This is a genomic window from Streptomyces sp. DT190 (genome assembly GCF_049846985.1).
Lineage (GTDB): Bacteria > Actinomycetota > Actinomycetes > Streptomycetales > Streptomycetaceae > Streptomyces.
The window spans coordinates 1-26,977 of record NZ_JBNCNM010000036.1 but is presented as its reverse complement, the minus strand read 5'-3'; the positions used below and the strand labels follow the sequence as shown (position 1 = coordinate 26,977).

24 protein-coding genes, 1 rRNA gene and 1 riboswitch are annotated in these 26,977 nt (G+C 70.0%); of the genes, 4 read left to right on the top strand and 21 right to left on the bottom strand.

Annotated elements, in window-relative coordinates:
- Positions 1–112: 112 nt before the first annotated feature.
- Both ACPXCS_RS37660 and ACPXCS_RS37655 read right to left on the bottom strand, forming a co-directional pair.
- Entirely contained in the window at positions 113–661 is a 549-nt protein-coding gene (locus ACPXCS_RS37660; protein WP_425951987.1) for a Clp protease N-terminal domain-containing protein, read from the bottom strand.
- 270 nt (positions 662–931) lie between these two features.
- Positions 932–1,564 carry a PadR family transcriptional regulator gene (locus tag ACPXCS_RS37655; protein WP_425951986.1) on the bottom strand — a complete coding sequence of 211 codons (633 nt, stop codon included), beginning with the start codon at positions 1,562–1,564 and terminating at the stop codon, positions 932–934.
- A 275-nt stretch (positions 1,565–1,839) separates the two neighbouring features.
- Between ACPXCS_RS37655 and ACPXCS_RS37650 the strand changes: the two genes are divergently transcribed.
- The gene (locus tag ACPXCS_RS37650) at positions 1,840–2,658 is read left to right on the top strand and encodes a PhzF family phenazine biosynthesis protein (protein ID WP_425951985.1); all 819 of its coding nucleotides are present in this window, start codon (positions 1,840–1,842) and stop codon (positions 2,656–2,658) included.
- A gap of 49 nt (positions 2,659–2,707) precedes the next feature.
- Here the strand turns inward: ACPXCS_RS37650 and ACPXCS_RS37645 are convergent, their stop codons facing one another.
- Both ACPXCS_RS37645 and ACPXCS_RS37640 read right to left on the bottom strand, forming a co-directional pair.
- Entirely contained in the window at positions 2,708–3,448 is a 741-nt protein-coding gene (locus ACPXCS_RS37645) for a CPBP family intramembrane glutamic endopeptidase (RefSeq protein ID WP_425952021.1), read from the bottom strand.
- Between the two features lie 127 nt (positions 3,449–3,575).
- Positions 3,576–5,093 carry a glutamate-cysteine ligase family protein gene (locus tag ACPXCS_RS37640; protein ID WP_425951984.1) on the bottom strand — a complete coding sequence of 506 codons (1,518 nt, stop codon included), beginning with the start codon at positions 5,091–5,093 and terminating at the stop codon, positions 3,576–3,578.
- A gap of 549 nt (positions 5,094–5,642) precedes the next feature.
- On the opposite strand from ACPXCS_RS37640, the gene ACPXCS_RS37635 reads away from it, so the two are divergent.
- Positions 5,643–6,227: a hypothetical protein gene (locus ACPXCS_RS37635; protein ID WP_425951983.1), complete on the top strand. Its 585-nt coding sequence runs from the start codon at positions 5,643–5,645 to the stop codon at positions 6,225–6,227.
- Positions 6,228–6,638: 411 nt separating this feature from the next.
- Positions 6,639–6,845 carry a DUF5999 family protein gene (locus ACPXCS_RS37630; RefSeq protein WP_311682272.1) on the top strand — a complete coding sequence of 69 codons (207 nt, stop codon included), beginning with the start codon at positions 6,639–6,641 and terminating at the stop codon, positions 6,843–6,845.
- 170 nt (positions 6,846–7,015) lie between these two features.
- On the opposite strand, the gene ACPXCS_RS37625 is transcribed toward ACPXCS_RS37630, so the two are convergent.
- From ACPXCS_RS37625 to gcvP, 6 genes are all read right to left on the bottom strand, one after another.
- Complete coding sequence (locus ACPXCS_RS37625; protein ID WP_425951982.1) at positions 7,016–8,065, bottom strand: endo-1,4-beta-xylanase; 1,050 nt, start codon at positions 8,063–8,065, stop codon at positions 7,016–7,018.
- Positions 8,066–8,134: 69 nt separating this feature from the next.
- Positions 8,135–8,977 carry a carbohydrate ABC transporter permease gene (locus tag ACPXCS_RS37620; RefSeq protein WP_425951981.1) on the bottom strand — a complete coding sequence of 281 codons (843 nt, stop codon included), beginning with the start codon at positions 8,975–8,977 and terminating at the stop codon, positions 8,135–8,137.
- A complete protein-coding gene (locus ACPXCS_RS37615; RefSeq protein ID WP_425951980.1) occupies positions 8,974–9,972 on the bottom strand; it encodes a carbohydrate ABC transporter permease in 999 nt (332 codons plus the stop codon). Before ACPXCS_RS37615 ends, ACPXCS_RS37620 begins: the two co-directional genes overlap by 4 nt.
- 6 nt (positions 9,973–9,978) lie before the next feature.
- A complete protein-coding gene (locus ACPXCS_RS37610) occupies positions 9,979–11,271 on the bottom strand; it encodes an extracellular solute-binding protein (RefSeq protein ID WP_425951979.1) in 1,293 nt (430 codons plus the stop codon).
- Between the two features lie 488 nt (positions 11,272–11,759).
- A complete protein-coding gene (locus ACPXCS_RS37605) occupies positions 11,760–12,335 on the bottom strand; it encodes a DUF1707 SHOCT-like domain-containing protein (RefSeq protein ID WP_425951978.1) in 576 nt (191 codons plus the stop codon).
- A gap of 240 nt (positions 12,336–12,575) precedes the next feature.
- The gene (gene gcvP / locus ACPXCS_RS37600) at positions 12,576–15,461 is read right to left on the bottom strand and encodes an aminomethyl-transferring glycine dehydrogenase (protein ID WP_425951977.1); all 2,886 of its coding nucleotides are present in this window, start codon (positions 15,459–15,461) and stop codon (positions 12,576–12,578) included.
- 177 nt (positions 15,462–15,638) lie between these two features.
- Positions 15,639–15,734, bottom strand: a riboswitch (glycine riboswitch).
- 112 nt (positions 15,735–15,846) lie between these two features.
- Between gcvP and ACPXCS_RS37595 the strand changes: the two genes are divergently transcribed.
- On the top strand, positions 15,847–16,224 hold the full coding sequence (locus ACPXCS_RS37595) for a PRC-barrel domain-containing protein (protein WP_425951976.1): 378 nt from the start codon (positions 15,847–15,849) through the stop codon (positions 16,222–16,224).
- Positions 16,225–16,258: 34 nt separating this feature from the next.
- Here ACPXCS_RS37595 and ACPXCS_RS37590 read toward each other — a convergent pair whose 3' ends face one another.
- From ACPXCS_RS37590 to rrf, 11 genes are all read right to left on the bottom strand, one after another.
- The gene (locus ACPXCS_RS37590) at positions 16,259–17,728 is read right to left on the bottom strand and encodes a DNA polymerase IV (protein WP_425951975.1); all 1,470 of its coding nucleotides are present in this window, start codon (positions 17,726–17,728) and stop codon (positions 16,259–16,261) included.
- A gap of 182 nt (positions 17,729–17,910) precedes the next feature.
- Positions 17,911–18,594, bottom strand: a complete 684-nt coding sequence (locus ACPXCS_RS37585) for a MerR family transcriptional regulator (protein ID WP_425951974.1) — start codon at positions 18,592–18,594, stop codon at positions 17,911–17,913.
- 315 nt (positions 18,595–18,909) lie between these two features.
- The gene (locus tag ACPXCS_RS37580) at positions 18,910–19,383 is read right to left on the bottom strand and encodes a bifunctional nuclease family protein (protein ID WP_003988851.1); all 474 of its coding nucleotides are present in this window, start codon (positions 19,381–19,383) and stop codon (positions 18,910–18,912) included.
- A gap of 84 nt (positions 19,384–19,467) precedes the next feature.
- Positions 19,468–20,205: a MerR family transcriptional regulator gene (locus ACPXCS_RS37575; protein WP_425951973.1), complete on the bottom strand. Its 738-nt coding sequence runs from the start codon at positions 20,203–20,205 to the stop codon at positions 19,468–19,470.
- A gap of 51 nt (positions 20,206–20,256) precedes the next feature.
- Complete coding sequence (locus tag ACPXCS_RS37570; RefSeq protein ID WP_425951972.1) at positions 20,257–21,216, bottom strand: FHA domain-containing protein; 960 nt, start codon at positions 21,214–21,216, stop codon at positions 20,257–20,259.
- A 61-nt stretch (positions 21,217–21,277) separates the two neighbouring features.
- Positions 21,278–22,222: a DUF881 domain-containing protein gene (locus ACPXCS_RS37565; protein ID WP_425951971.1), complete on the bottom strand. Its 945-nt coding sequence runs from the start codon at positions 22,220–22,222 to the stop codon at positions 21,278–21,280.
- Positions 22,223–22,227: 5 nt separating this feature from the next.
- Positions 22,228–22,560 (bottom strand): small basic family protein, encoded by a 333-nt coding sequence (locus ACPXCS_RS37560; RefSeq protein ID WP_003988855.1) that lies wholly within the window; start codon positions 22,558–22,560, stop codon positions 22,228–22,230.
- A complete protein-coding gene (locus tag ACPXCS_RS37555) occupies positions 22,557–23,471 on the bottom strand; it encodes a DUF881 domain-containing protein (RefSeq protein ID WP_425951970.1) in 915 nt (304 codons plus the stop codon). Before ACPXCS_RS37555 ends, ACPXCS_RS37560 begins: the two co-directional genes overlap by 4 nt.
- 100 nt (positions 23,472–23,571) lie before the next feature.
- Positions 23,572–26,067 (bottom strand): sugar phosphate nucleotidyltransferase, encoded by a 2,496-nt coding sequence (locus tag ACPXCS_RS37550; RefSeq protein WP_425951969.1) that lies wholly within the window; start codon positions 26,065–26,067, stop codon positions 23,572–23,574.
- A 115-nt stretch (positions 26,068–26,182) separates the two neighbouring features.
- The gene (locus ACPXCS_RS37545; protein ID WP_351359010.1) at positions 26,183–26,791 is read right to left on the bottom strand and encodes a CDP-alcohol phosphatidyltransferase family protein; all 609 of its coding nucleotides are present in this window, start codon (positions 26,789–26,791) and stop codon (positions 26,183–26,185) included.
- A gap of 109 nt (positions 26,792–26,900) precedes the next feature.
- Positions 26,901–26,977: ribosomal RNA gene (gene rrf, locus ACPXCS_RS37540) — 5S ribosomal RNA — on the bottom strand; the annotation flags it as partial.

Here is a 26,977-nt window from a genome sequence, read left to right as displayed (position 1 = left end):
CCGTCATGGCCGTCGTCACCGTCATGGCCGTCGTCACCGTCAGGCCGTCATGGTCGTCATGGCCTGGACAGCCCGAGGGGTCGCGCACGGGTCCGCACAGCCCCGCCGCCGTTCAGCGCGAGGCTTCGCCGCACTCCTCGGCGACGCCCGACCGGCCGTCGACGCGGGCGAGCACCTCGCGCGCGGCGATCCCGGCCCGTTCGAGCACCTCGACCGCACGGGACTGCGGGTCGGCGACGATCGCCGCGAGCAGGTCCATGCCGAGTGCCGGTACCCCGCGGTCGGCCGCGCGTGCGTGGGCGTACTCCATCGAGGCGGCGGCCAGCGGCGAGAAGCCCGTGCTCCCGCTCATCACCGCGACGGTCCCGGAGTCCTCGACGCCGCTCTGCCAGCGCAGGCCGTAGCCGATGCTGCGCTGGACGAGATAACCGAGCAGGCGCGCGAGCTGCGGTCCGTCACCGACGGCCGCCCGGATCCCGGGGTCGGACTCCAGCAGCGAGTGCAGCAGATGGGCGGTGTCGACCTGCCGGTCACCGTCCCTGAGGGCCCGGCGGCGGGCACCGCCGACCACCGAGGCCAGCTCGTCACTGAGCCCGGCATCGTTGTCCGCGCGCTGGATGCCGTGATCAGGGGCCGACTGCCTGGGGATGGGGAGGTGCACATCCCTACCCCATCAGCCCCGCGCGCCCGGGGCATCCTCGGCGGGAAGCATCTTCGCGTCCCACGGGAAGTGGACGCGGCGGGCCGGAATCTCCTCCTTACGGAGGAGATCAGGCCGTATCGGTCGCGGACCCGGCGCGGTCGATGGTCCGGTCATCCGGCCGGACGGCCCGACGACGGGGACCCCACCCGACCCACCGGGACGCGGAAACGCCCCCGGAGTGCTCCGGGGGCGTCGCGCGTTCTTCCGGCCTCGCAGCCGCAGGGATCCTCAGTCCTCGTCGGCGAGGATCAGGTACAGCTTCTTGCGAGCCTCGTTGATGACGCCGAGCGCCTTCTCGCGCTGCTCCTTGCTGCCGGTCTTCCAGACCTGGCCGAAGGCCTCCATCAGGCCGAAGCCGGCCTGACGGATCTCCCCGAGGGCTTCCCAATCGACACCGCGGGAGGCCTCCTCCCAGGGCGCCTCGGGGCCGTCGTCGGCAGCCGCGCGGCCCGCCTCGGTGAGGGAGAACAGCTTCTTGCCGCCTTCGGACTCACTGATGATCAGACCCTCGTCCTCCAGCAGTTGCAGGGTGGGGTACACCGAACCGGGGCTCGGCTTCCACGCCCCACCACTGCGCTCGGCGATCTCCTGGATCATCTCGTAGCCGTGCATGGGCCGGTCCTTCAGCAGGGCCAGGATCGAGGCCCGGACATCACCGCGCCGTGCCCTTCCCCTCGGCCCGCCACGCCCTCGCCCGCCCCAGGGGCCGGGGCCGAAACCAGGACCACCGGGCCCTCCCCAATTGGGGCCGCCGGGACCGAACGGCCCGAAGGCGGCGCGCAGGCTCTCGAAACCGCCTCGGCCGTGACGCGGTCCGCCGTGACCGTGGCCGTGCTCGTGCTCGAAACCATGGGTACGCATCGCAACCACTCCATTCCATCGTTGATCTGTCGCGATGGTTCAACGATATATCGGTAGTGCTCAATGGGCAAGAACCTCACGTGAGGTCGCCGGCGGGCCGGGTCGCGAAGCGGGACGGCGCTCACGAGGCGGTGCCCGGTGCGGCTGCCGTCCGTTCCGCCCGGACACCGACGGACGGAACACCCTCGAGCGGAGGGCCCCGGCCCCGCCGAACCGGTCCAGGACTCGCGAATTGGCCTTGGCCCGGGCCCTCCCGGAGCCTCTACCTTCCGGACATGCGGATCCGAATCGTCGACGCCTTCACCGACCGCCCCTTCTCCGGCAATCCGGCCGGTGTCCTGCTCCTGCCGGAGGCGGACGCCTTCCCGGACGACACCTGGCTGCAGAACGTCGCCCTGCAGGTCAATCACGCCGAGACGGCCTTCACCCACCCCCTCCCGCCGGGCGGCGAGGCCGACTGGGCGCTGCGCTGGTTCACACCGGTGGCCGAGGTCGCGATGTGCGGCCACGCCACCCTGGCCACCGCCCATGTCCTGCGCAGCACCGGTGCGCAGGAGGGCCCGGTGCGGTTCGCCACCCGCAGCGGCGTCCTCGTCGCCACGCCGGGCGACGACGGCTCCGTCACCCTGGACTTCCCGACGGCCCCGCTCACCCGCGTCGATCCGCCCGCGGGGCTCGCCGAAGCGCTCGGCACCGAACCGCTCACCGTCCTCGACACCGGCCCGCACGTCGGGGACCTGCTGGTGGAGGTGACCGACGAGAAGACGGTGCACTCCCTCAGCCCCGATCCGCGGGCTCTCGGCGCGCACTCCGAGCGGGGTGTCATCGCCACGGCCCGTGCCGAGGACCCGGCCCGGGGCTACGACTTCGTCTCCCGCTGCTTCTTCCCCAACGTCGGCATCGACGAGGACCCCGTCACCGGCAGCGCCCACACCGCGCTCGCCCCGTTCTGGTCCCAGCGCCTGGGCCGTCCCGCCCTCACCGGCCTCCAGGCGTCCTCCCGCCCGGGCCGCGTCCGCACGGAACTGCGCGGCGACCGCACCCTGCTGACCGGACGGGCGGTCACCGTGATCGACGGCGAACTGCTCGCCTGAACGCGCCGAAGGGGCGTACGACGATGCCGTACGCCCCTTCACCGATGTCTCACGCCGTCGGCAGCCACCCCACCTTGCCCGCCAGCAGCCCGTAGCCCACGAACGCCCCGATGTCGAGCAGCGAGTGCGCCACCACGAGCGGGCCGACCCGGCCCCAGCGGCGGTAGAGGTGGACGAAGACGACGCCCATGACCATGTTCCCGATGAACCCGCCGATGCCCTGGTAGAGGTGGTAGGAGCCGCGCAGGACGGAGCTGCCGACCAGCGCGGCCGTCGGCGTCCAGCCCAGCTGGCCCATGCGGCGCAGCAGATAGCCGACGACGATCACTTCCTCCAGCACGGCGTTCTGGATCGCGGAGAGGATCAGCACGGGGTACTTCCACCACACCTCCGGCAGCGCCTCGGGCACCACGGTGAGGTTGAAGCCGAGACCGCGGGCCGCCAGGTAGAAGGCGATGCCGGTGCTGCCGATGACGGCGGCGATCACGGCCCCGCGGCCGAGGTCGGGCCAGGGGCGGGTGCGGTCGAAGCCGATGGTGCGCAGACTCGCCCTTTCCCGCAGCAGGAAGTGCCCGACGAGCGCGACGGGCACAAGGGCCGTGGTGATCCCGAACAGCTGCCAGGCCAGGTCGAGCCAGGGGCGGCCGGGCGCGGCCGAGGCGTTCATCGTGGCCGCCTGGTCCTTCAGCCCGCCCGGCCTGGTCACCGATCCGATGAAGCTGATCAGCGCGGAGACCCCGCTCGCGCCCAGCGACAGCGCGAGGACCAGCAGCGTCTCGTTGCGGAGCATCCGCCGCGAGAGCCCCTGCTGAGGAATGGAACCGTCCGCCGGGCTCGCCTGCGCCTGCACACCTGCCTCCACTTCACCGACCTGTCGGATCAGTATGGCGGCAGCGGGCCGGCGCCCCGCAGGCGCGTCAGCCCAGCGACACCGGCTCGGGCAGGCCCACCGGCCAGCTGTGCACCGGATCGCCCTGGTGCATCAGCTCCCGGTAGCGGCGGGTCGTGGCGGCCAGCGCCTCCTCCCGGCCGAGGCCGGCGTCGAGGGCCTTGTGGAAGGTCGCGGCCTGCCAGGTCGCCCCGTTCGTCCGGCGCCGGCAGCGCTCCTCGATCACGCCCAGGTAGAGATCGCGGTCGGCCGGCTCGACACCCCAGGCGTCCAGCCCGGCCTCGGCGAGCGGCAACAGCTCGTCCCGGACCAGGTTCACCGCGTCGACCTCGGTGGTGCCGCCGTACCGGCCGCGACGGGGCCAGGTGAAACGGGCCTCGATGCCGTCCTTGCACGCCGCGTCGAAGTTGGCCGCGGCCGCCTCGAAGGGCAACCGGGTCCACACCGGCCGGCTCTCCTCGGCTAGGGCGCGGACGACGCCGTAGTAGAAGGCGGCGTTGGCCACGACGTCGATGACGGTGGGCCCGGCGGGCAGGACGCGGTTCTCCACACGCAGGTGCGGAACGCCGTCGGCGACGTCGTACACCGGGCGGTTCCAGCGGTAGATGGTGCCGTTGTGCAGGACGAGTTCGGCGAGCGTCGGGGTGCCGCCCCGGTCGATCACCTCCAGCGGGTCCTCGTCGTCACAGATCGGCAGCAGCGCCGGGTAGTAGCGCAGGTTCTCCTCGAAGAGGTCGTACGCCGACTCCACCCAGCGCTCCCCGAACCAGGTGCGCGGGCGGACGCCCTGGGCCTGCAGCTCGGGCGGGCGGGTGTCGGTCGACTGCTGGAACAGCGGGGGCCGCGACTCGCGCCACAGCTCCCGGCCGAACAGGAACGGCGAGTTGGCTCCCACGGCGATCTGCGCGGCGGCGACCGCCTGGGCCGCGTTCCACACGTCGGCGAACCGGCCCGGCGTCACCTGCAGGTGCAGTTGCACGGAGGTGCAGGCGGCCTCGGGAGCGATCGACTTCGAGGTGCAGGTGAGGTGCTCGACGCCGTCGATGTCGAGCGTGAACTCCTCACCGCGCGCGGCCACGATCTGGTCGTTCAGGAGCGTGTAGCGGTCGACGTCGGAGAGGTTCGACGACACCAGGTCGTCCCGGTCGAGGGTCGGCAGAATGCCGATCATCACGACGCCCGCGTCGACCTCACCGGCTTTCCGGTCGGCATATGCCAGTGACGTACGGAGTTCCTCCGCCAGACGGTCGAATACGCGATCGCCCAATCGGTGCGGAGGGATGTTCACTTCCAGGTTGAACATGGCGAGTTCTGTTTGGAAATCGCGACTCGCGATGCGTTCGAGGACTTGCCCGTTCAACATTTTCGGCATGCCGTCCGCACCCGCCAGATTCAATTCGATCTCAAGACCCATCAGGTTCTTGGGCCGATCGAACCGCTGCTCCGCCAGGAGTCGCTCCAGGCCCGTCAGACACTGACGCAGCTTGTCGCGGTAGCGCTGGCGATCGGACAGGTCGAACCGCCCTGCCACGACCTTCTCCCCCATCGAAGCGTCCCTCCTCGGATGATGCGGGCCGGGATCCATGCCGCCGGGGTCCCGGTCAGGTGGAGGATGCCCAGCGAAAGCGATCGATAACGTCCCGATCGGCCCCGACGACCGCTACGCTGGTCCTCTGTGACCGGTGGCACATTCACCCGGCATGGCGCGCAGGGCAGGTTTCGGTACCGCGAACTCGTGAAAAACGCCGACGAGAATGGGCCGACCGGTTCGCGGACATTCACCGAGGTCATCGCCGTGCACCACCGCCCGGAATCGGGATTATTCTCGCGTATCGCCGACCGAATGTACCCTTGTTCTACTCGCCGGAAACGGCTAGGCGAAACACAGTCTGAACCCGTGTCGTATAAACTCCGCGAACAAGGCAGAAGGTTGGCGCCCACGGTCGATGGGTCCTGCCGTCGAGGCGACGCTCGACGGATCCCACCCCCCTCTCGTTCACGACCCCGGTCCCTGCCTCTCTGACCCCCGTGAGCTGACAGCGCCGTCCGCCCCCGCCCTCGCGCCACCGTGCCTTTGAATGAGAGGCGACCCACCATGCCGCTGCATGTCCCTCAGGCTCCCGCGCCCGCACTCCGTTCCGTCCTCACTGCGCTCTCCTCTCCCACCGCGGTCCGCGAAGCCCGAACTCCCGCCCTCCTCGGCAGCCAGGGGCCCGCCACTCCCGAGCTCCCCCTGCCCGTCCACGTCCTCGACCGGGTCACCGCCGAGGGCGTGTCCGCCACCCGGCTGGCCGGCTGGCGTTTCCTGATCCGCTGCGGCGACCGGGTGGTGGCCGCGGCGGAGACCATGCTGACGCCCGACGGCTGGGCCTTCTCGCACTTCTTCGAAGGCCCGTACATCACCTCCACCGAGCGCGCCCTGCGCCAGGCGGAGACGATGCCGCAGGCCTATCAGCCGCGCCTGCTGTCGGTGCCCAGCCTGTACATGCTGACGCTCTGGCTGCACGAGGACAGCGCCGCGGACGGTGCCGCCGGCCATCCCGCCGCCACCGACCTGCTCGTCCCGCTGGCGCCCGCACCTCCCGGCATCGCGGCCCACCGTCCGCACCGCGTGGACGAACTCCTCCCGGTGCTGACCCACCGGGCCACTCCCACGCGGCTGCTCGGCTCACCCGCCTGAAGCGCCCCGCCGGACCCACCCCGTCCCGACCCCGTCGCCGCGTCCCGGCGGCGGGGTCGGTCCGTTCCCGCCCTCGCGATCACCCCTCGCTCCTACGAGCGACGAATGGCTCCGAGGAGCCGAACAGACATTCGGACCCGACCGGACTAGCCCCATCCGGCCACTACGAACCATCCGAAGGGACAGCCCAGTTGGGATGAACCGTCCGCGCGGGTGATGCGTCATGAACCTGTGAGAAGCGGTGCGGCGAAATCCCTGCGGATCGACGCCCGCGGGGCAACACTGGGTTCCGACGACTTATCACAACGGGGGGCGGCCATGAACGACACTTCTAGCCGCGGAACAGACGCGACGACCGACTCATCGAACTCCTCCACATCGTCCACCACGACCAAGCGAAAGATCCCACCCATGTGCCAGCACCAGACACCGTGCCCGTCCGCCGACTCCGCCGACCGGGACTCCGCCCGACTCGTGGCGCACCACCCGGAGCAGGGCTGGAGCCTGCTGTGCAACGGCGTGCTGCTCTTCGAGGACACCGGTGAGCTCCTGCCCGACGGCAGGATCATCGCCCCGCACCGCCCGCTGGCGGGCAGCCAGGTGATGACGGCGGCCTGAGGGCGCCGGGGCGGGGCCAGCCCTCGCCCACAGACATCGGGGGCCGGACGCAGGAGACGCTGCGCACCGGCCCCGACGCGTGTCCGGGCCCGATCACTCTTCGTCACCGGCGGCAACGCCCCGTTCCCGCCCGCACACATGCCCGTCCTCGGACCGTGGTCCGGCTGCTGCTACCTCCCCCCGAGCGCCTCCCGCAGCGCGAAGTACGCCGGCTTCGGCTGCAGCTGCTCGTCCCACGGCAGGGCGGCGCCCTCACCCGGGAAGAACGCGGGTATCCACGAGTACTTGTCGGTGTAGTCCCAGAGGGTGATGCCCACACACCGGCGCACCGCCAGGCACGCCTCGGTCAGGTCCCGGTACCACTCGGCCTGCTGGGCGAGCTTCTCCTCGGTCGCCGGAAGCTGCATCCGGACGTCGACCTCGGTGAGGCTGGTGTCGAGGCCGAGCCGGGAGAAGCGCCGGAGGTTGTCCTCCAGAGTCGTGGGATAGCCGTACTGGAGGGCCAGATGCGCCTGGAAGCCGATGCCGTGCAACGGAACGCGCTGGGCCTTCAGTTCCTTGGCCAGCCGGTGGTAGGCGTCGCTCTTGGGGCCGATCCCCTCGATGTTGTAGTCGTTGAGGTACAGCTTCACCCGTGGGTCGGCCTCGTGCGCCCAGCGCAGGGCGTCGGCGATGTAGCCCGGCCCCAGCGTCTTGTAGAACACCGACTCGCGGTACGTGCCGTCCTCGTTGAACGCCTCGTTGACGACGTCCCAGGCGAAGACCTTGCCCCGGTAGTGCCGTACCTCCGTCTGGATGTGCTTCTTCAGCACGGCCTTCAGCTCCGGCGCCGTCCACTCCCGGTCGGTGAGCCACCCGGGCAGCTGGCTGTGCCAGACCAGGGTGTGGCCGCGTACCTTCTGCCGGTTGGCGCGGGCCAGGTTCACGACCTCGTCGCCCTGGGAGAAGTCGAACACGCCCTGCTCCGGCTCGGTCGCGTACCACTTCATGCCGTTGCCGGGCGTGATCTGGTCGAACTCGCTGCCGAGCAGGGCCGTGTACGGCTGGTCGGTCAGCTCGGGGTTGTCGGTGGCGCTGCCGAAGTAGCGGCCGTGGCGCTGGGCCAGCTCGGCGAGGGTGGGCTGGTGCTCACCCGCCTGGGCGGGCGAGCCCGCCCCGAGCCCGGCGGCGACCAGGAACGCGGCGACGGCACCGGCGAGTCTCAGACGGTTGGTGCGCATGGTGCGACTCCTCACGACAGACAGTCCTCACGACAGACAGGTGGGCAGAGCCGTACGTCCGCGGCGCGGTCAGCCCTTCGTGGCGCCGGCGGTGAGGCCGCCGACGAGCTGGCGCTCGGCGACCGAGTAGAAGGCGAGTGCGGGGACCATGGCCAGGACCAGGTAGGCGAAGACCTTGGCGTAGTCCGCCGAGTACTGCCCCTGGAACTGCTGGACGCCGATCGGCAGCGTCCACCACTGCGCGTCGGTGAACACCAGCAGCGGCAGGAAGAAGTTGTTCCAGCTGGTGACGACGGCGAGCACCGAGACGGTGCCGAGCGCGGGCCGCGCCATGGGCAGCAGCACCCGCCAGAAGAAGCCGAACGGGCCGCACCCGTCGAGCGTGGCCGCCTCCTCCAGCTCACCGGGTATCTGCCGGAAGAAGCCACGCAGGATGATGATGGTCATCGGCAGCCCGAAGGCCGCCTGCGGGAGGATCACGCCGAGCGGGTTGTCCAGCAGCCCCAGGGACCGCAGCAGCAGGAACAGCGGCAGCGCCGCGACCGCGAACGGGAACATCAGCCCCATGGTGAACAGCGTGAACAGCAGCTCCCGGCCGCGGAAGGCGAACCGCGCGAAGGAGAACGCCGACAGCGCCGAGACCGCGACCACGAGCACGGTCGTGCCCACCGCGATCAGCGTGCTGTTGCCGATCAGCCTCCAGAAGTCGCCCGAGGCGAGGATCCCGGTGTAGTTGGAGGTCACCCACGACTCGGGCAGCCCGACCGGGTTGCGGGAGAGCTCGTCGGTGGACTTGAAGCCCGAGAGCGCGGCGTAGAGCAGGGGCACGCCCATGACCGCGCCGACGACGACCAGGACGAGGTGCAGGCCCCACAGCTTGCCGCCCCCGCGGGTCTTGCGACTGACCGTCACTTTCCGTCACCCCGCATGGTGGTGGTGGCTCCTTCGAGGTCGCGCCGCAGCACGAACCGCTGGTAGGCGAGGGCGAAGACGAGGCTGATGGCGAACATGGCGACGCTGATCGCGCTGGCGTAACCGACCTGGTACCGCTTGAAGCCGTACTGGAACATGGTCACGGCCATGGTCTCGGAGTGGTGGTCCGGGCCGCCCGCGGTGGTGACCCACACCAGGTCGAAGAGCTGGATCGACCCGATGACCGAGAGGAACACGCTGATGCGCAGGGTCGGCGCCAGCAGGGGAAGGGTCACGTTGCGGAAGCGCTGCCAGGGGCCGGCCCCGTCGATGAGCGCCGCCTCGGTCAGCTCCTTGGGGATCGCCTGGAGCCCGGCCAGGTAGAGCATCATGTGGAAGCCGAAGTACTTCCACATCATGACCAGGAACAGGGTCGCCATGACCGTGGACGGGTCGGCGAACCACTCCCCGCCGATCCCTGCCAGCCCGATCCGGCCGAGTACCTGGTCGGCGAAGCCGTCGTCCGGGGCGAAGATCATGCCGAACAGGATTCCGGTGATCGCCTCGGACAGGACGTACGGGGCGAAGAACAGCATCCGGTAGACCGCCCGGCCGCGCATCCGCTGGTTGAGCAGCACGGCCATGGCGAGCGCGAACGGCAGCTGCAGGGCGAGCGACAGCACCACCAGCACCAGGCAGCGCCACAGGTCGCCCAGGAACACCTCGTCCTGGAGGAGCCGGGTGAAGTTCTCCCCGCCGACGTAGTCGGAGGGCATGCCGAAGCCACCCCACCGGAAGAAGGCGGCGTACAGCGCGAACAGCATCGGCAGCAGCACGAGCCCGATGAACAGCACCAGGGCGGGCAGCTGGAAGCCGGTGGCGGTCAGCCAGTTCAGGGTGCGGCGCCGGGCCCGCCCCCGGGCCCGGTCGGGGGCCGGGGGCGGCGGCCCGGTGTCGGGGCCGGTCCGCTCGCTCGGCAGGAACGTGGAGGTCATCGCCGGCTACTGCTCTTCCTTCGCGGTCTTCGTGATCGACTGTGCGACCTGCTCGGGCGACCTGGAACCCGATATGAGCGCGGCGACGCTGTCGTTGACCTCCTGGCCGACGGCCGGCGCGTACGCCTGGTCGAGGTAGAGCTGGAAGCCGGTGGCCTTCTTCAGCTCGGCCTGCACGGCCTTGATGTTGGCGTCGGCGATGGCGCTCTCGGCCGCCGGGACCACGGGCAGCACACCGGTCTTCTTCACGAGCTCCCGGTCGGTGGCCTCCGAGGCGAAGAACTTCAGGAAGTCGACGGCCGCCTGCGGAGCACCCCGGCGCAGGGCGTGTCCACCGCCTCCGCCGAAGACCTCGGTGATGGCCCCCCGGCCGCCCTCGACCGCCGGGAACGGGAAGAAGCCGAGGTCCTTGCCGAGACCCTTGCCGGCGTCGGCCTGGACCACCGGCGCCCACTGGCCCATGAGCTCCATGGCCGCCTTGCCGTTGCCGACGCTGGCGGCCTGACCGGTGGGGCTGGAGTAGGCCGCACCGAGGAAGCCCTTCTGGAACGGCTGCAGGCCGACGAGCTCCTCCAGGTGCTCGCCCGCCTCGACGAAGGGCGCGCCGGTGAAGTCCTTGTCCTCGTACGCCTTCTGCAGCGCCTCGGCACCGGCGGTGCGCATCGCCAGGTACGCCCAGTAGTACATGCCGGGCCACTTCTCCTTGCCGGCCAGGGCGAGGGGTGTGATCCGGGCGGACTTGAGCTTGCGCACGGCGTCGAGGAAGCCGCTCCAGGTGGTCGGGGGCTCGCTGATGCCGGCCTTCTTGAAATGCGCCTTGTTGTACCAGAAGCCGATCATGCCGATGTCGAACGGGATGCCGTAGGCCCGGTCCTCGATCAGGTACGGCTCCCGGGCCACCGGCAGCAGGGCGTCGCCCCAGGGCTTGGTGCGGTCCGTGAGGTCCTCGACGAGCCCGGCGGCGACCTGCTGCTGCAGCACGCCGCCACCCCAGGTGTGGAAGATGTCGGGCAGCTTCCCCGAAGAGGTCAGAGCCGTCATCTTCGATTTGTAGGCGTCGTTCTCGAGTTGGACGATCTTGACCTTGACCTTGGGGTTCTGCGCCTCGAACTTGCGCGCCAGACCGGCCCAGACCGTCTTGGTCGGTTCCGTGGTGGAGATGTTCCACCACTCGATCGTGGTCGTCCCGGACGACCCTCCGTCCGAGTCCCCGCCGCATGCGGTCAGTGCCGTCATCCCCAGACCGGCTGCGGCGGAGGCCGCCAGGAAGCCGCGGCGGGACAGTGCCGGGTCGCCCATCATGCGCTCCTCGAAAGTTTCGAATGAGATCCAGAAAGCTGCGTTGATGCCGCACCCTAGAGACAGCGGGTAAACGGTGGCAACCCCTTGTACACAGTGAATCTGCCCTTGCCATCCGGACCTCAGGGGTCTGCCGAAACATTCGATCAGGAAGACGAACCTTACGGAGCGGGTGATCACGCTGGGTGCCCAGCAGCGAGCCCCGCCGACCCGGGCCTGCGCTCTCAGCGGATCGCCGGGGCGATGTACGCCTTCACCAGGTGGTTTCAGCGAGGCGACCGGCTTCGGCGCCGGTCCCGGCTGCCGCGCGGCCGCCGCGGCCTGCGCAACCTCGGGCTGGAGCATCACGCTCTGCTTACACCGGTCGGTCGAGCGGCGGTAGCCCGACTCCACGCCGAAATACTCCAGGACCGCCTGACGAGGTCATGGGCGGGCGGCGGCGACCGGCGGCAACGCTGCGCCCGGACAGGCCGCGCCGTGGATGCTCCTCAGTGCCCGACGAGGCGCCGGCGCCGGGGACGCACCACTATCTGCCCGTACTCGACCTCTCCCGTGATACGCACACGCAGCAGGACGGGCGCATCGGCCGCCCGGCGCTCCTTGACCGCGGAGTAATGGGTCACGAGCCCGGTCGTGTCGACCACGACCCCCGGCCGGGTCACCAGCTTGAGGGCACCGGCGCGCAGGTCCAGGTCGATGTGCAGACTGTCATGCGTGATCACCGCGTCGGTGAAGTCGAGGGCCACCTCGCCCCAGGCCGACCGGATCTCCAGGCGCCGCGGTACCACCCAGGCGTCACCTCGCCGGGTCACGGACCCGACCTGGTCGATCCGTGCGACCTCCTCGGCGCCGGCCATCTCCACCGGCCGGGACAGATCTCCCGTCAACAGCGCCAGTTCACCCACCGTACGGGCGGACAGCGCGGCCTCCAGCCGCTCGTCCAGCTCCTCCGGGGTGAGCCGTCCGTCGCCCGCGGCAACCCGCAGCACGTCCACCGCCCGGTCCCGATCCGCGTGCGACGCCCTCACCTCGGGCGATCCACTCCCGCCTACGAGCTCTCCCACAGCCACTCCCCCGAACTCCGCGGGCGGCGCACCCCGCCGACCCGTCCCGGCCGCTAACGCTATATCGCGTCATACGCGAGGGGCCATACCCCGATCGGGTCAATCGAGGTCGATCCGTGCCGGCCACGGCGCCGGGAGCGGCGACCGCAACGTCACTCGCGACGGCATGACGCAAGACGGGAGGGGCCCCGCAGACGCGGAGCCCCTCCCGTGACCGAACCGGTCGCCGAACCGGCGAAATCAGTCCTCGTACGCGTCCAGCGGCGGGCACGAGCAGACCAGGTTCCGGTCACCGTAGGCCTGGTCGATACGGCGCACCGGCGGCCAGTACTTGTCGGCGACCGAGACCCCGGCCGGGAAGACGGCCTCCTCGCGGCTGTAGGCGTGCTCCCACGCACCGGCGAGGGCGCCGGCGGTGTGCGGGGCACCCCGCAGCGGGTTGTCCTCGGCGGGCCACTCACCGGAACCGACCTTCTCGATCTCCGCGCGGATGGCGATCATCGCGTCGCAGAACCGGTCCAGCTCGGTCAGGTCCTCCGACTCGGTCGGCTCGATCATCAGCGTCCCGGCCACCGGGAACGACATCGTCGGCGCGTGGAAGCCGTAGTCGATGAGCCGCTTGGCGACGTCGTCGACGCTGACACCGGTCGCCTTGGTCAGCGGCCGCAGGTCGATGATGCACTCGTGCGCGACGAGCCCGCCGGGACCGGTGTAGAGCACCGGGTAGTGCGGCTCGAGCCGCTTGGCGACGTAGTTGGCGCTCAGCACCGCCACCTGCGTGGCCCGCTTGAGCCCCTCGCCGCCCATGAGCCGGACGTAGGCCCAGGAGATCGGCAGGATGCCGGCCGAGCCCCAGGGCGCCGCCGAGATGGGGCCGACGCCCGTCTCCGGGCCCGCCTCGGGCTGCAGCGGGTGGTTCGGCAGGTACGGCGCGAGGTGCTCGCGCACCGCCACCGGGCCGACGCCCGGGCCGCCACCGCCGTGCGGGATGCAGAAGGTCTTGTGCAGGTTCAGGTGCGAGACGTCACCGCCGAAGTGGCCCGGCTTGGCCAGCCCGACCAGCGCGTTGAGGTTGGCGCCGTCGACGTAGACCTGGCCGCCCGCCTCGTGCACCTGTGCGCAGATGTCGGCGACGTGCTCCTCGAACACGCCGTGGGTCGACGGGTAGGTGATCATCAGCACGGCGAGTTCGTCGCGGTGCTGCTCGATCTTCGCCCGCAGGTCCTCGACGTCGATCTCGCCGTCCTCGGCGGTCTTCACGACGACGACCTTCATGCCGGCCATGACGGCGCTGGCGGCGTTGGTGCCGTGCGCGGAGGACGGGATCAGGCACACGGTCCGCTGCTCGTCGCCGTTGGCCCGGTGGTAGCCGCGCACCGCGAGCAGACCGGCCAGCTCGCCCTGGGACCCGGCGTTCGGCTGGAGGGAGACCTTGTCGTACCCGGTGACCTCGGCGAGCCGGTCCTCCAGCTCATGGATGAGCGTGAGGTAGCCCTGGGCCTGCTCGGCGGGGGCGAAGGGGTGCAGCTGCCCGAACTCGGGCCAGGTGACCGGCTCCATCTCGGTGGTCGCGTTGAGCTTCATGGTGCAGGAGCCCAGCGGGATCATGCCGCGGTCGAGCGCGTAGTCCCGGTCGGCCAGCCGGCGCAGGTAGCGCAGCATGGCCGTCTCGGAGCGGTGCTGGTGGAAGACGGGGTGCGTCAGGTAGTCGTCGGAGCGCAGCAGCCCGGCCGGGAGCCCTTCCTCGGTGGCGTCGTCCAGCGCCTCGATGACCCCCTCGACGCCGAAGGCGGCCCACACGGCCCGCAGCTGGGCCCGGCTCGTGGTCTCGTCGCAGGCGATCGAGACGTGGTCGGCGTCGACGAGACGCAGGTTGACCCCGTTGTCGCGCGCGGCCGCCACGACCTCGGCGGCCCGGCCCGCGACGCGCACGGTCAGGGTGTCGAAGTAGGAGCCGTGTACGACCTCGACGCCGCCGTTCGCGAGCCCGGCGGCGAGGACCGTGGCGTAACGGTGGGTGCGCCGGGCGATGCCCCGCAGGCCGTCCGGGCCGTGGTAGACGGCGTACATGCCGGCCATCACGGCGAGCAGCACCTGCGCGGTGCAGATGTTGCTGGTCGCCTTCTCGCGGCGGATGTGCTGCTCACGCGTCTGCAGCGCCAGCCGGTAGGCCTTGTTCCCGTCGGCGTCCACGGACACGCCGACGAGCCGCCCGGGCAGGCTGCGCGCCATCTTCTCCTGGACCGCCATGTAGCCGGCGTGCGGCCCGCCGAAGCCCATCGGCACGCCGAAGCGCTGGGTCGTGCCGACCGCGATGTCCGCGCCGAGCTCGCCGGGCGACTTCAGCAGGGTCAGCGCGAGCAGGTCGGCGGCGACGGTGACGACGGCGCCCAGCTCGTGCGCCCGGTCGATGACCGGCTTGATGTCCCTGACGGCTCCGGAGGCGCCCGGGTACTGGATCAGCACGCCGTTGATCTCGCGCTCGGCGACCTCGTCCGGAATGCCGTCGGTGAGGTCGGCGACGACGACCTCCACGCCCGTCGGCTCGGCCCGGGTCTGGATCACGGCGATGGTCTGCGGCAGCGCGTCCGCGTCGACCAGGAACAGGCCCTTCTTGTTCTTGCCCATCCGCCGCGACAGCGCCATGGCCTCGGCCGCCGCGGTGCCCTCGTCGAGCAGGGAGGCACCGGAGGTCGGCAGTCCGGTGAGGTCGGCGACCATGGTCTGGAAGTTGAGCAGCGCTTCCAGACGCCCCTGCGAGATCTCCGGCTGGTACGGCGTGTACGCGGTGTACCAGGCTGGGTTCTCCATGACGTTGCGCATGATGACCGGCGGCGTGAACGTGCCGTAATAGCCGAGTCCGATCATGGAGCCGAGGACCTGGTTGCGGTCGGCGAGCGAGCGCAGCTCGGCGATCACCTCGGCCTCGCTGCGGGCACCGGGCAGGTCGAGGGCCTCGGCGCTCTTGATGACGGCCGGGACCGCGGCGGCCGTGAGCTCGTCGAGTGAGCCGTAGCCGACCTGCGCGAGCATCTTGGCCTGGGCCTCGTGGTCGGGGCCGATGTGGCGCTGCTCGAAGGGCACTGCCTCTTCGAGCTCGGAAAGCGGAATGCGATGGGCGGTCATGGGCGGAGGCCTCCTGGTCTGACACGACCTTCGAGGGGCACCACGGCGCGGGTACCCGGACGGCCTCCCCCTCTGTCATCTCAACCTGAGAGCTTCACCGGATCGCCCGAAGGCCTCCGGCTTTCACCGTCGGTGAGAGCGGAAGCCGTCGACACCCGCTCTTCTTTCCAGAGTGACCTCGTCCGTGCGGTACGTGTGCCTGAGAGATTCCGGGGAGGATTTGCTCCTTCGGCGCCTCCGATGATGTCCGGAGGACTCTCCCGCGCGGGGTCAGCAGCCGTTGCCAGCGTACCAGCGCGGTCAACGCACGAACCTTCGAGTGGCCGCCTCCCCGATTCTGCCGTTTTGTAGTGCTTACGGATGATTGCGAGCCTGTGGAGGTCCCGTGCGTACCGATATCGATCCGCGCAACCTGATCGGCCGCAAGGCGTTCGACCGCAACGGAGCCCGGATCGGCACGATCGACGAGGTCTACCTCGACGACGCCACCGGCGAACCGGAGTGGGCGGCCATACGGACCGGCCTGTTCAGCAGGGACGCGTTCGTCCCCCTGGAGCCCAGCGAGCTGATCGACGGCGCCCTCCACATCCCTTTCGAACGCGCCCTGATCAAGGACGCCCCCGACTTCGGCGTGGGCCGCCACCTCTCCCCCGAGCAGGAGCTCCAGCTCTACCACCACTACGGCCTCGACATCGCCGCTCCTCCCCCACTCCCGGACCACGCCTTCGGCAAGCTGGCGGGCTCGGACGAACAGACGACCTGAGAGGCCGGACCAGGCCTGCCAGGACAGCCACCCCCTAGTAGAGGGGCGCGGCTCCCGACGACGTCCCCACCGGCCCGACGGAGCCCTTCCGGTGCACCTCGGGCTCCCCGCTTCCCTCAGGCTCCTCGGGGAGCGCGGGACCCTCAGGCCCCTCGGGCCCCTCAGATCTTCGTAACACCAGCGGCAACGGATCCGCCGGCTCCAGCGCGGGGTCGTCGACGCGGAACGTACGCACTCTCCCCGGCTCCGACCCGGGCGTCTCGAAGCGCACGGTGACCCGCCCCAGTCCACTGCCCTGCACCCACCCGTGCCCGAACTCGGCGTGCCGCACGTCGTGCCCGGCGGGCCAGCGACGCTCGGCGAGCGACGGCTGCTCCTCGGCCCGCGCGACGGCGTGCTCCTCCGCCACCCCCTCCGCCACCGACCGCTCCCCCGCGGCCTGCGCGAACAGGTCCTCCTGGGTGTAGTCGGCGAGCCCGCTGACCCCCACCCCGAGCAGCCTCACGCCACCCGTGGTGTCCACCGAGTCGAGCAGCCTCGCCGCCGCCTCCCCGATCACCCCGGGATCGTCCGTCGGCCCCCGCAGCGTCTCGGACCGGGTGAGCGTCGAGAAGTCGTACCGCCGCACCTTCAGCACGATCGTCCGCCCGGACAGACCCGCCCCGCGCAGCCGCCGTACGCACCGGTCGGCCAGCCGCTGCACCTCCAGCCCGACCCGCACCCGGTCGTGGATGTCCACGTCGTACGTGTCCTCCACGGACACGGACTTCGCCTCCCGCTCCGCCACCACGGGCCGGTCGTCGCGCGCCAGGGCCATCGCGTAGAGCCCGTGCCCGTGCGCCTTCCCCAGCAGCCGGACCAGCTCGTCCTCGCCCGCTTCCACGATCTCCTCGACCGTGGTGATCCCGGCCCGCCGCAGATGGTCCCCCGTCGCCGGTCCGACCCCGGGCAGGGTCCGCACCGACATCGGCCCGAGCATGGCCCGCTCGGTGCCCGGCTCGATCACCACCAGCCCGTCGGGCTTGGCCTGCTCGGAGGCGATCTTCGCGAGCATCTTGGAGGCGGCGAGCCCGACCGACCCCGTGAGTCCCGTGACGGCGCGGATGTCGGCGCGCAGCTGCGCCCCGACCAGCCTCGCGGACGCCTCGTCCCAGGCCACTCCACCGGCCTCCAGGTCCACGAACGCCTCGTCCAGGCTCAACGGCTCCACGAGCGGCGACAACGCCCGCAGCAGCTCCATGACGCGTTCGCTGATCGTCTTGTAGAGCCCGAAGCGCGGCACGAGATACGCGGCGTTGGGCGCCAGCCGCCTGGCCTGCCCCATGGGCATCGCCGAGTGCACCCCGAAGACCCGTGCCTCGTACGACGCCGTGGCCACCACACCGCGAGGCCCGAGCCCTCCCACGACCACGGCCTTCCCGCGCAGACTCGGCTTGGACGCCTGCTCCACCGAAGCGAAGAAGGCATCCATGTCGAGATGCAGGATCGTGGGCGCGGTTCTCACATCTCCGATGCTGCCCTACGCCACTGACAATGCTCCTGCCGACCGACCCGGTCTCCTGCGCCCCTCCCCGGAGGCGATCGCCGGCCGCGGAAACGGCGGCGGACACAGCAGATGGGGCTGGAGCGCGGGTGCGGAAACGTCCCGCCTCTTGCGGCCACCGGGAGCACCGTGTCCGGAGCGGCTCAGACGGCCCGGTTCCGCCGTCGCGCCAGCTCGTCCGCGGGGTTCGGCCCGACCAGCGTCTCGCCGGTGTCGATCCGTTCCCCGTGCAGCTGGGACAGCGCGCTCTCCACGTCCCGCCACACCACGCCGACGGCGATCCCGAAGACCCCCTGCCCTCCTTGGAGCAGGGCGTGGACCTCGTCCGGCGAGGTGCACTCGTACACGGTGGCGCCGTCGCTCATCAGCGTCATCCGCTCCAGGTCCTCAAAACCGCGTTCCCGAAGGTGCTGCACGGCCGTGCGGATGTTCTGCAGCGACACTCCGGTGTCCAGGAACCGCTTGACGATCTTCAGGACGACGACATCCCGGAAGCTGTACAGCCGCTGCGACCCGGATCCGTGGGCGGGGCGCACGCTCGGCTCGACGAGACCCGTACGCGCCCAGTAGTCCAGTTGCCGGTAGGTGATCCCGGCGGCCGCACAGGCCGTCGGCCCGCGATAGCCGATCTGCTCGGACGCCATGGACGTCGTCCCTCCGCTGCTCGGCACGGCCGTCGGTCGCTGCGGAGCGTGATCGGCCGCGTCACCGGGCTGGGGGTATCCCCCGCTCGGGCGGAACCGTGAGCCGTGGGGAGGGTACGGACCGCTCGCCCTGAGACTGCGCTCGGGGCCGCCCCCAGCCGTACCGCCGCCGCTGCTTCTCACGCCGACCTCCGTCCTTGACCTGCCTTCTCGACGGTAGGCAGTCACCAGGGGTGCGTCAACGATCGCCACACTCGCCACGCCGAGTGATAATCACCCTAAGAGTGGTTTCCCGTGCCCCACCGCGGGGAAAGGCTAGCCGAATGCGCTCGGCGCGGACCGTGTGACGCTCTCACTCGCCACCGGCACATGCGGGCAATTCACCCGTCTCCATGCGTCGGGCGACCCTGCCGCGGACCACATCGTCCGCCGGGCCGCCCCATCGCCTCACCGGCCGCTGATGCCCCCTGCCGTCCGGTTCCGCACCGGACCCGGGGCTCACTGGCTGCTGCTGCCGAAGTCCTCCGGGGAGATCTGGTCGAGGAACTCGCGGAACTTCTCCACCTCGTCCTCCTGCTCGTCCGGGATCGCGATACCGGCGTCGTCGAGCACCGTGTCGCTGCCGTAGATCGGCGTCCCGGTGCGCAGCGCGAGCGCTATGGCGTCGGACGGGCGGGCACTCACCTCGACGCCGCTGGCGAAGACCAGCTCGGCGTAGAAGACGCCCTCGCGCAGGTCCGTGATGCGCACTTCGGTGAGCTCCTGGCCGACAGCCTCCAGCACGTCCTTGAACAGGTCGTGGGTCAGCGGCCGCGCGGGAGCCATGCCCTGCTGGGCGAAGGCGATCGCCGTCGCCTCCCCCGGTCCGATCCAGATGGGAAGGTAACGGTCGCCTCCCACTTCACGCAGCAGCACGATCGGTTGGTTGGAGGGCATTTCGACCCGGACACCTACGACATCGAGCTCGTTCACACAGCAACCCTAGGCCGTGCTCGGGATGTTTGGGTAGTCGGGCCGGTATAGGGCGCCTGATCCGACCCCCGCGCAGCCCGCCGCTCAGGGCAGCCGCACCCCGAGCGCCGTCTGCACCAGCGCGGCGTGCAGCCGCACCGTGAGCCCCGCCAGCTCCTTGGTGCGGGCTTCCGCATGAGCCCTGGTCTGCGGGTTCCTGTGCCGCTTGAGCGGGGCCACCACCTGGTCCACCAGCCCGGCCTCGCGGTCGGCTGCGGCCTTCATCGCCCGCAGGTGCCGCGGCTCGATCCCGAACCGTCCGAGCTCGACGACGAGCGAGGCCACCGTGACCGCCTCCGCGTCGTACGCCCCGTCCTCCAGTGGAGTGAGCAGCCCGTACGACTCCCACTCCTTGAGCTCCCGCTCGTCGATGCCGGCGGCGGCGAGCAGTTCCGCACGCCCGATCCTGGCGGCCGTGGGCCCCTCGGGTGCCTCGGGCACGGGTTCGCCGTCACGCTGGCGGCCCACCACGGGCAGCTGGACGGCCTCACCGCGCTCCATGGCCTCCAGATGCTCGCGGATCACCTTCAGGGGCAGATAGTGGTCCCGCTGCATCCTCAGGACGTGACCGAGGCGCTCGACGTCGTGGGCGCTGAACTTGCGGTACCCCGAGGGGGTCCGCTGCGGCTCGATGAGCCCCTCCGCCTCCAGGAAACGGATCTTGGAGATGGTGACTTCCGGGAACTCCTCGCGCAGCACGTTCAGCACCGTGCCGATGCTCATCAGGCCACTGTCCGTGGCGGCGGCGCCGTGTCCGGCACCGCCGCTCGGTGTTCGAAGCATGGACCTTCCCTGACGGATGGACCCTCGCCGGGCCTTCCCGGACGAGCCGGGTCAGTAGCCCCGCTGGCTCGCGTAGAAGACCAGCCGGTACTTGCCGATCTGGACCTCGTCACCGTTGTTCAGGGCGACCTGGTCGATCCGCTCGCGGTTCACGTACGTGCCGTTCAGGCTGCCCACGTCGGCCACCGTGAACGAGCCGTCCTGCCCGCGGCGGAACTCCACGTGCCGCCGGGAGACCGTCACGTCGTCCAGGAAGATGTCGCTCTGCGGGTGACGCCCGGCCGTGGTCAGATCACCGTCCAGCAGGAAGCGGCTGCCCGAGTTCGGCCCGCGGCGCACGACCAGGAGGGCCGAGCCCAGCGGGAGCGCGTCCACGGCCGCCTGGGCCTCGGGAGACAGCGTCGGCATCGGCGTCTGGCCGGTGGTCTCGCTGTCGTAGGCCTCGAGACCGGAGATGGAGATCGTGGAGGTCGTCTCGGACGGCCGCTCCGGAGTCGCGCCGGCCCGCAGGGGGGCGCCACAGTTGGAGCAGAAGCGGCTGTTCTCCGCGTTGCGGTTACCGCACCTCGTACACACCAGGGCCGACATCGGATCCTCCTGCCGCGGCTGCTCACCGGGAGCGTGGGACGCATACGGGTCGGAAAACCCTCCACCCGCACCTGAGGCTGACGGTTGGCCGAAACCTATGCCGCCGGGCTGCGCAGGGTCAACCGACGGCGCGCCCTGACCTCCGGAGATGTCACCACCCGGACCAGCGACCTGGTCGCGGAAGAGCGGCCGCTGGCCTTCCGCGTCAGGCTGTGCGCGATGGCGAGCGGTGGCGTTGGCGTTGTCGCTGCCTTCTCGCGCGCTCTTGCCGAACAACTTCGCAAACAACTTCACGGGCGATTCCCCTTGACCGAAACAGACCCGCCCGTGGGGCAGGACGAACCCTGACTGAACACTCTGGCCGACCCGGACATCCTGACAACGTCCGTCTGCACCAGACAGTTTCCACCACGCACCACCCATTCGGTGCGCCGACCCCCCGCAACCTCTTGCCCTTGCCGGACGTCGCCCATGCACCCCCGGTTCACTGCGAGGACGACCGAGCGTAGTCAGGCCGCTTCGCCGCTCGCAAGGCGTCCACGACGATCTTGGTCGATCGCTCGACGATCACGGTGGCCTGTTCCTTCTCGAGAGTCTGCACCACGCCTCCGGGGATGTTGAGCGCCGGCTCGAGGTCCTGCGGCTTGCCGATGACCTTGAAACGATAGGGCGCGTTGATCTTGTTCCCGTCGACGCTCACGCCCTTGCCGGAATCAGCGAGGTACGTGCCGGCGACCACGCGTACGCCGTTCACCTGGATCGCCTCGGCACCCGCCGCACGCAGCTCCTGGATCGCGTCGAGCAGCATGTCCGCCTCGACCGTCCCCTTCGTGTCCTCGATGGTCATGGTGATGCCGGGCCCCTGAGCGGCCACCGTGCCCGCCAGGATGCCGAGTTGCCGCTCCTTCTCGATCGTCTGCCTGCGGGCCTCCTCGGCCTGGTCCGAGCTGTTCTCCAGCTCGTCCCGCTGCTTCTCGAGACCCTGCTTCTCGTCCTCAAGACGCTGAGTACGGTCGTCCAGTTCATCGAGGATGCGGACCAGATCCTCCTGGCGGGCACCGCGCAGGGCACTGTCGCTGTCGCTGTTGGACGCCACCTGCACGGCCAGACCGAATCCGAGACCGAACAGCAGCAGGGCGACGATGAGTTGGGCTCGCGTGACGCGCGGCGGCCACAGCCCCTGCACCAGACGCTGCCTGCCGGTCAACCGCGGCTCCGGCCTCGCCTCCGCTACGGGCGTGCCCCCGGACACGGGCTCGGGATCCGGCTCGGATTCGGCCCGCGGGGTCTCCCGCGCGGCGGGCACCGGTGCGGACACCTCCTGCGGCAGCTCCTTGCGCAGCCTGTTCCCGGAGTCACCGCGCCCGTCCCGCAGCTCCCCGCGCGGGGCGTCCTGTCCCTCGGGACGCTTCTCCTCGTGCTCGCTCATCGGCCTCACGCCCGGAAGACGTGCCGGCGGATCGCCGCGGCGTTGGAGAAGATCCGGATGCCGAGGACGACCACCACACCGGTGGACAGCTGGGCGCCCACGCCCAACTTGTCGCCCAGGAAGACGATCAGCGCGGCCACGACCACGTTCGACAGGAAGGACACCACGAAGACCTTGTCGTCGAAGATCCCGTCGAGCATGGCCCGCAGACCTCCGAAGACTGCGTCCAGAGCCGCCACGACGGCGATCGGCAGGTAAGGCTCGACCACCGCCGGAACCTCAGGCCGGACCAACAGCCCGGCCACGACTCCCACCACGAGGCCCAGTACGGCGATCACGATGTGCCCTTCTCGCTCTTCTCAGTGCTCGGCTGAGCTGTTCGTACGATCACACTCGGCGCGGCAGGCAGCCGGAGGTCGTCCTCCACGGAGATGCCTGTCCTGATGCCGTAGCTCTCCTGCAGCGCGTTCAGATACAGCCCGTCCGCGCTGTCCTGGAACCGCGTGCTCAGCCGCTGCCCGTCCCCCACCGCGAGCACCGTGTACGGCGGCACCAGCGGCTTGTTGTCGACCAGTATCGCGTCTCCCGCGGCCCTGATCGCGGACAGTGCCGTCAGCCGCTGCCCGTTGATGGAGATCGCCTCGGCCCCCGACTCCCACAGTCCGTTGACCACGCGCTGCATGTCCCGGTCGCGCACCCGGCCGGTGTCGGAGAACCCGGAGCTGCCGCGCGGGTTCCCGTCACCCCCCGTACCGGCTTCCTTGGCGTCGTTCACCACGAGCTTCACACCGGGACCGTGCACCGCGACGGACCCCGAGAGGATGCCCACGAGATCGGATCCGGCGCTTCCGCCGCTGTGCTTCAGCGCCTCACGCTGCCGCGCGCCGACGTCCTCGCGGAGCTCGTCGACGGTGTCCTCCAGCTTGTCCGCCGCCTCGGTCTCCTGGTCGATGCGGTCGATCAGCTCTTCCCGCTCCTTGGCCACGACGGGAGCGGCGACCCGCGCCTGGGCGGCTCCCACAGTCACGACCAGGGCCGCCAGCACCAGGCCGGCGGCGAGTCCCAGCTTCGCCCGGAGGGTCTTCGGCATACCGCCGTCGCCCGCGGCCTTCTTCCGGGCGGCGGCCTCGGCGTAGCCGTCGTCGAGGCTGTGGTCCATGACGTTGGTGAGCAACGACATGGACGCATCCGGACGCCGGGGCCGCGAGGGTGTGCTCCGAATGGGGGGGTGCTGCGGCATGCCGCACATCGTCGCACGTCGCGGGCACTACCTCCGAACGGCCCCACCGGCGTGCCGGACAGGCCCCGTTGGGGACACTTGTCCGGCACGCACGCGTGCAGGCCCGTTTCTACCGGCCGGCGCTGTCCACGACCGCCGACCACTCGTCCAGCAGGGCCTGCGCGGAGGCGTCGTCCGGCCCCTCGGCCCACAGGTGGGTGACGGCCTCGGCCGGGTCCGGCAGCACCATGACCCAGCGGCCGTCGGTCTCCACCACCCGCACACCGTCCGTGGTGTCCACGAAGCGGTCTCCGGCCGCCTCGACGACCCGCCGCATCACCAGCCCCTTGACGGCCCACGGGGTCGCCAGGTCCCGCTTCAGGACGTGCGCCCGCGGGATCCGCGCGTCGATCTGGCTCAGCGTGAGCTGCGTGCGCGCCACCAGGCCGATGAGCCGCACGAAAGCCGCGGTGGCGTCGTACACGCTGCTGAACTCGGGGACGATGAAACCGCCCTTGCCGTCACCGCCGAAGATCGTGCCTTCCTCACCGCCCACGCGCGTGAGGTCGTCCGGAGAGGTCGTCGTCCACTCGACCTGCGTCCCGTGGTACGCCGCCACCTGCTCGGCGATCCGGGTCGTGGTCACCGGCAGCGCGACCCGGCCACTGCGCCGCTCGGCGGCGACCAGGTCCAGCATGACCAGCAGCGCACGGTCGTCCTCGATGATCCGGCCCTTCTCGTCGACGAGCGACAGCCGCTCACCGACCGGGTCGAACCGCACGCCGAACGCGGCCCCCGAGGACGCCACGATCTCCCCGAGCCGCACCATGCCCGACCGCCGCACGTCGGCCGTCTCGGTCGGCCGGGATTCGTCGAGGCCCGGGTTGATCGTCAGCGAGTCGACGCCGAGCTTCCCGAGCAGGCTCGGCAGCACGAGACCGGCGCTTCCGTTGGACGCGTCGACGACGACCTTCAGCCCGGAGTCCGCGATCCCGGTCGTGTCCACGTTCCGCAGCAGAGACCCGGTGTACGAGTCGAAGACGCTGGCGGGGAAGTGCAGGTCGCCGATCTCCCCGGGGAAGGCACGCCGGTACTCCTGCCGCGCGAACACCCGGTCCAGCTTGCGCTGGCTGCCCTGCGACAGGTCGGCGCCCTGTCCGTCGAAGAACATGATGTCGACCGAGTCCGGCACCCCGGGCGTCGTCCGGATCATGATTCCGCCGGCACTGCCCCGCGCGGTCTGCTGCCGCGCCACGGGCAGCGGCACGTTCTCCAGGTCCCGTACGTCGATGGCGCTGGCCTGCAGCGCGGAGATCACCGCCCGCTTCAGCGCACGGGCACCTCGCGAGTGGTCGCGGGCCGTGGTGACGGTCGAGCCCTTCTTGAGCGTCGTGGCGTAGGCGCCCGCGAGACGCACGGCGAGTTCCGGCGTGATCTCGACGTTCAGGATTCCGGAGACACCGCGGGCACCGAAGAGGTGCGCCTGTCCCCTGGACTCCCAGATCACCGAGGTGTTGACGAAGGCACCGGCCTCGATGGTCTTGAACGGGTAGACCCTCACATTGCCCTGCACGATCGATTCTTCACCGATCAGGCACTCGTCACCGATGACCGCCCCGTCCTCGATCCGCGCCGCGCGCATGATGTCGGTGTTCTTTCCGACCACGCAGCCGCGCAGATTGCTGTGAGGACCCACGTAGACGTTGTCGTGAACGACGGCCTTGTGCAGGAACGCGCCGCTCTTGACGACCACGTTGGAGCCCACGACGGTGTGCTCACGGATTTCGGCGCCGGCCTCGACCTTGGCGTAGTCACCGATGTAGACGGGCCCGCGCAGAACGGCGTCCGGGTGCACCTCGGCACCCTCGGCCACCCACACGCCGGGCGAGATCTCGAACCCGTCGATGTCGACGTCGACCTTGCCCTCGAGCACGTCGGCCTGAGCCTTCACGTAGCTCTCGTGCGTGCCGACGTCCTCCCAGTAGCCCTCGGCGATGAAGCCGTAGACGGGCTTGCCTTCCTTCATCAGCTGCGGGAAGACATCGCCGGACCAGTCGACGGGCACATCGGGGTCGACGTAGTCGAAGACCTCGGGCTCCATCACGTAGATACCGGTGTTCACCGTGTCGGAGAAGACCTGGCCCCAGGTGGGCTTCTCGAGGAAGCGCTCCACCTTGCCTTCCTCGTCGACGATGGTGATGCCGAACTCCAAGGGATTGGGCACACGGGTCAGACAGACCGTGACCAGCGCGCCCTTTTCCTTGTGGAAATTGATCAGCTCGGTGAGGTCGAAATCGGTGAGCGCGTCGCCGGAGATGACGAGGAAGGCATCGTCCTTCAGCGCCTCTTCCGCGTTCTTGACGCTTCCGGCGGTACCGAGTGGCTTCTCCTCATTGGCATAGGTGAGCTCCATTCCGAGCTCCTCGCCGTCACCGAAGTAGTTCTTGACGAGCGAGGCCAGGAACTGGACAGTGACAACTGTTTCGTTGAGCCCATGCCTTTTGAGCAGCCGCAGAACGTGCTCCATGATCGGGCGGTTGGCCACGGGCAGGAGCGGCTTGGGCATGCTTGAGGTCATGGGACGAAGGCGCGTGCCTTCGCCTCCGGCCATCACGACGGCCTTCATGTCGGAAGCGTCCTCCTCGAAGAGACGACGGTCTAGCCGACTTCCCCCGCGAGGATTCTCCCGCACTTTTCGACCACGGGCCATCGCACCGCGCTGGGCGGAGGAATCCGCGAGTTCAATCGGTCTTGGCGTCCGCACGGACCAGGCGGCGGACTTGTACCACGTAGAGGACTCCTGCCCACCAATACAGCGTTGTACCCCATCCGGCGAACGCCCATCCGAAAATAGCAGCCAGTGACGAGATCCAACCACTTCCGTCACTGAGCAGGAGCAGGGGGAAGGCATACATCAGGTTGAACGTGGCGGCCTTCCCCAGGAAGTTCACCTGCGGCGGCGGATAGCCGTGCCGGCGGAGGATGCCCACCATCACCAGCAGAACCAGCTCCCTGGCCAGAAGTACGGCGGTCAACCACAGGGGCAGAATCTCACGCCATGTGAGGCCGACGAGCGTCGAGAGAATGTAGAGCCGGTCGGCGGCAGGGTCGAGGAGCCGGCCGAGGCTGCTGATCTGGTTCCAGCGCCGCGCGAGCTTGCCGTCCAGGTAGTCGCTGATGCCGCTCAGAGCGAGCACCAGGAGGGCCCAGCCGTCACTCTTGGGCCCACCGAACTCAGGGCGCAGAATCAGCCACAGGAAGAGGGGCACGCCGACGAGCCGCGCCATGCTGAGGATGTTCGGGATGGTGAGCACACGGTCCGTCTGGACGCGAGTCTCCTGAACCTCCACCCGGGTGCCTCCTGGGGAAACGTGCCAACGATGCCCCCTGACCTTACCTCAACGCAAAAAAGCTCCGGCTCTCGGGCTGTGATGCCCAAGAGCCGGAGCTGTAAAAGGAGTTCGGCGGCGTCCTACTCTCCCACAGGGTCCCCCCTGCAGTACCATCGGCGCTGTAAGGCTTAGCTTCCGGGTTCG

Bases quoted from the DNA above. Each gene is read 5' to 3' on its own strand.
- ACPXCS_RS37655 (WP_425951986.1), bottom strand. From the start codon at position 1,564: ATGCGTACCCATGGTTTCGAGCACGAGCACGGCCACGGTCACGGCGGA.
- ACPXCS_RS37625 (WP_425951982.1), bottom strand. From the start codon at position 8,065: ATGCGCACCAACCGTCTGAGACTCGCCGGTGCCGTCGCCGCGTTCCTG.
- ACPXCS_RS37635 (WP_425951983.1), top strand. From the start codon at position 5,643: ATGCCGCTGCATGTCCCTCAGGCTCCCGCGCCCGCACTCCGTTCCGTC.
- gcvP (WP_425951977.1), bottom strand. From the start codon at position 15,461: ATGACCGCCCATCGCATTCCGCTTTCCGAGCTCGAAGAGGCAGTGCCC.
- ACPXCS_RS37575 (WP_425951973.1), bottom strand. From the start codon at position 20,205: ATGCTTCGAACACCGAGCGGCGGTGCCGGACACGGCGCCGCCGCCACG.
- ACPXCS_RS37565 (WP_425951971.1), bottom strand. From the start codon at position 22,222: ATGAGCGAGCACGAGGAGAAGCGTCCCGAGGGACAGGACGCCCCGCGC.
- ACPXCS_RS37555 (WP_425951970.1), bottom strand. From the start codon at position 23,471: ATGTGCGGCATGCCGCAGCACCCCCCCATTCGGAGCACACCCTCGCGG.
- ACPXCS_RS37610 (WP_425951979.1), bottom strand. From the start codon at position 11,271: ATGGGCGACCCGGCACTGTCCCGCCGCGGCTTCCTGGCGGCCTCCGCC.
- ACPXCS_RS37570 (WP_425951972.1), bottom strand. From the start codon at position 21,216: ATGGGTGGTGCGTGGTGGAAACTGTCTGGTGCAGACGGACGTTGTCAG.
- ACPXCS_RS37650 (WP_425951985.1), top strand. From the start codon at position 1,840: ATGCGGATCCGAATCGTCGACGCCTTCACCGACCGCCCCTTCTCCGGC.
- ACPXCS_RS37645 (WP_425952021.1), bottom strand. From the start codon at position 3,448: ATGCTCCGCAACGAGACGCTGCTGGTCCTCGCGCTGTCGCTGGGCGCG.
- ACPXCS_RS37615 (WP_425951980.1), bottom strand. From the start codon at position 9,972: ATGACCTCCACGTTCCTGCCGAGCGAGCGGACCGGCCCCGACACCGGG.
- ACPXCS_RS37550 (WP_425951969.1), bottom strand. From the start codon at position 26,067: ATGAAGGCCGTCGTGATGGCCGGAGGCGAAGGCACGCGCCTTCGTCCC.
- ACPXCS_RS37630 (WP_311682272.1), top strand. From the start codon at position 6,639: ATGTGCCAGCACCAGACACCGTGCCCGTCCGCCGACTCCGCCGACCGG.
- ACPXCS_RS37640 (WP_425951984.1), bottom strand. From the start codon at position 5,093: ATGGGGGAGAAGGTCGTGGCAGGGCGGTTCGACCTGTCCGATCGCCAG.